The sequence below is a fragment of the Sphingosinicella soli genome, assembly GCF_014199685.1.
GTDB lineage: Bacteria > Pseudomonadota > Alphaproteobacteria > Sphingomonadales > Sphingomonadaceae > Sphingosinicella > Sphingosinicella soli.
The window spans coordinates 1-2,641 of record NZ_JACHNZ010000079.1; the positions used below are offsets into that span (position 1 = coordinate 1).

Consider the following 2,641-nt stretch of genomic DNA (forward strand, 5'->3'; position numbering starts at 1 on the left):
ACTGCGACGCCCCCGTCGCAAGCCGCGAGCGCGTCGGCGGCAGGCCAGGAACAGGTCAAAGTGTCGGCGAAGTCCTGCCCAAATACGGCGGCACTACCCTTCGCTCCCCTCCCTTTCCTCAGTGCCTTTTTTTGCCCCGTCACGGCACCACCGGGGGCGGGCGCAAAACCGCTACGCGCGCGCTCAGGCCCGCGATCCACGCGTGAAAACAGCGCCGGAAACGATGCCCGACTTCGCATCGCTCCCGGCCCGTTTCGGTCGTCATGTCCGGACCCCGACTGCGGCTTCCAATGCGGCTTTCTCGGCCAATGCCGCACGAAGTTCGCGCGCGATCACGGCAATTTCGGCGGCATCATCGCACCATTTGAGCTCGGCGCGCAGTTCCTCGATGTGTTCCTCGATCGTCATCTTCGCCTCCTCTTTTTGCAGGACAGGCGGTCCCCTCCGGCGGCACGCGGACCGGGTCAGGGACCGCGAAGCGGCCGCTGCAAGCGGCGGCAGGGGCAACGATTTTGCGGCACGCAAAATGGTGGGTTCCCTGCCGTCCTTGACGCGGTCCGCGCGCCGCCGGACGATGGGCCGCGTCGTGGAAGAAACCCTTCTCCCGCCCGCACCGATACGGGCTTCGGCAATGAAAAAAGCCCCGCGCCGGTGACCCGGCGCGGGGCGGTTTCCGGCTCAGTCGCCGGGGTTCCAGATGATCGCGTAGGTGTCGTCGTCATCCTGACCTGCGGCGCGGCCGAGGTTGGCGTAAAGCGTGCGCGCGCCGAGCTCCGGGGCCGACATCGCGAGCCGGACGTACTCGCGGCCGCTCACCTCGCCGGTGCGGACCCAGCCGCCGCCGAGCTCGACGCCATTCGAGACGACGCGGTAGTCGGGCTGGTCGCCGGACTTGCCGCGATTGGGAAGGATCGTGACTTCGGCGTTCACCGAAAGCGTCTTGATCGATCCCTTGAAGCTGCCGTCAGCCTGACGCTGCACATATCCGATTGCGGGCATTTGATGATCTCCTGTGTGATCGCCGGGCACCGTGCCGGGCGATGGCGCGCCTCAAGGGACGGCCGCAGGACGTGCGGCGCGAACCCGCAGGGCCGGAGCGACTGAGCGGAGGACCGGAAGCGGCGGGCTGATTTGAAGCGAAGCGGCCGCGAGGAGCGCCGCCCTCGGGCGGCGCGGGGAAATCAGTCCGCGCGCGATGGTTTTGCGGCCGCGCGCGGCTGTCCCAAGGCCTCAAAGCCATGCCCGGCGGTGTACGGCGCCAGACCGTGAGAAGACGAAACGGCACGCGGATGTGCGTCCGCGCGGGTAGCGGCAACGCCTTCGTGATCCCGGCTTCCGGCGCCGCGCGGGGGCGCCTATATCCCCCCGGCCATGAACAGCGACTCGACCACGGCGCGCATCGAAGCGCTCGTCACGCGGCTCGGCGGCGCGCCGATCTGCGACGCGTGCGTGACGCTGCGCCTCGCGCTCAAGCCCGGCTCCAAGGCGGACGCCGCGCTGCGCGGTCTTGCCGGGCGCGGCGGGTTCGAGCGGCGGCGCGGCACATGCGCGCTGTGCGATACCGAGACGGCGGTCAGCGTGCACGGCGCGGGCTGAGCGCGGGAAATCCAAAAAAGGCGGGGACGACGCGAACGCCGCCCCCGCTCGGGTGTTATGCCGCGAGACGTGCCGGTTCGGCGTCTGCGCCTGCATCCTCCAAGGACGGCATGCGCGCCGCGCCGCCGTCCGTGGGAGACGGTTCGTCATCGCCCGCGCGCGCGGCGGCGACAAGCGCGGCCCTCTCGACGCTGCCGACGCCGCCGCGCGCCGTGTAGGCGGCGGGCGGGAACGCCATCCATTTCGGGAGCCAGCCCGCGACCTTCGCGCGTCCGTTCACCCCGTCCAGATGATCGCGGACGATACGTTTGAGGACCGCGCCCGTCTCCCTGGCGTTCGCGGCGGCGACGGGCTCGCCCGCGACGTCGGCGACGATGCGCGTGAGCACCTCCTTGTCGCGAAGGCACGCGAAGAAGGCGTCGTCGGCCTGCCAGTAGCGCGCCATGTCGACACCGATCTCGATGCCGACGGCCTCGAGCGCGGCGCTTCCGGCGGCGAGCGTCTCGCCCATGACGATCACGATCACCTCCATGAGCGCGACATCGGCAAGCTCGAGGAGACGCAGGAACAGCGAGACGAGGCGGCGCTCGTCGCCGCCGCCGGTGAGCGTCGGCTCTTCCGCCGACAGGCCGAGCAGCGCGAGGACGGCGCGGCGTTTCGTGTCGAAGTCCGCCTCGCCTTTCGACACCTCGACGCTCTCGCGCACCGCGTCACTCCGGCACGTCTGCGGTTCGGGCGTGACGCGCCAGAGCGGCGATCCGGCGATGGCATGTGCCACCATGAGGCGCAGCGCCGTGCCCGCATGCGCGGTCAGCGCCGCGCGCACGGCGGCGTGGCGGTGGAGGTCGATATAGGTCTGAAGCGGGCCGGGCACCTCGGGGCGCGGCGGCTTCGCCGCGCTGCCGAGCGCTTCGCCGCGTTCGAGACGGCTTGCCTCCTTGTCGGTGACATAGGTGTTTGATCCCAGGCTTTGATGGTGCATTATTCAGCCAGCAATGGAAGGATGCGCTATGGGACAGATACTCCATGGGAGCGCCACAACGAC

At 69.9% G+C, this 2,641-nt stretch carries 4 protein-coding genes; 1 reads left to right on the forward strand and 3 read right to left on the reverse strand.

Features of this window, described 5'->3' with window-relative positions; all coding sequences use genetic code 11:
* Positions 1–261 precede the first annotated feature (261 nt).
* On the reverse strand, positions 262–408 hold the full coding sequence (locus tag GGQ98_RS17975; protein ID WP_184072034.1) for a hypothetical protein: 147 nt from the start codon (positions 406–408) through the stop codon (positions 262–264).
* A 270-nt stretch (positions 409–678) separates the two neighbouring features.
* On the reverse strand, positions 679–999 hold the full coding sequence (locus GGQ98_RS17980; protein WP_184072036.1) for a DUF736 domain-containing protein: 321 nt from the start codon (positions 997–999) through the stop codon (positions 679–681).
* A gap of 372 nt (positions 1,000–1,371) precedes the next feature.
* On the opposite strand from GGQ98_RS17980, the gene GGQ98_RS17985 reads away from it, so the two are divergent.
* Positions 1,372–1,596 carry a hypothetical protein gene (locus GGQ98_RS17985; protein ID WP_184072038.1) on the forward strand — a complete coding sequence of 75 codons (225 nt, stop codon included), beginning with the start codon at positions 1,372–1,374 and terminating at the stop codon, positions 1,594–1,596.
* Between the two features lie 55 nt (positions 1,597–1,651).
* Here the strand turns inward: GGQ98_RS17985 and GGQ98_RS17990 are convergent, their stop codons facing one another.
* The gene (locus GGQ98_RS17990; RefSeq protein ID WP_184072040.1) at positions 1,652–2,578 is read right to left on the reverse strand and encodes a chromosome partitioning protein ParB; all 927 of its coding nucleotides are present in this window, start codon (positions 2,576–2,578) and stop codon (positions 1,652–1,654) included.
* Positions 2,579–2,641: the final 63 nt, after the last annotated feature.

What these genes read in the sequence shown, in the direction of transcription:
- GGQ98_RS17990 (WP_184072040.1), bottom strand. Translation starts at nt 2,578, where the DNA reads ATGCACCATCAAAGCCTGGGATCAAACACCTATGTCACCGACAAGGAG.
- GGQ98_RS17985 (WP_184072038.1), top strand. Translation starts at nt 1,372, where the DNA reads ATGAACAGCGACTCGACCACGGCGCGCATCGAAGCGCTCGTCACGCGG.
- GGQ98_RS17975 (WP_184072034.1), bottom strand. Translation starts at nt 408, where the DNA reads ATGACGATCGAGGAACACATCGAGGAACTGCGCGCCGAGCTCAAATGG.
- GGQ98_RS17980 (WP_184072036.1), bottom strand. Translation starts at nt 999, where the DNA reads ATGCCCGCAATCGGATATGTGCAGCGTCAGGCTGACGGCAGCTTCAAG.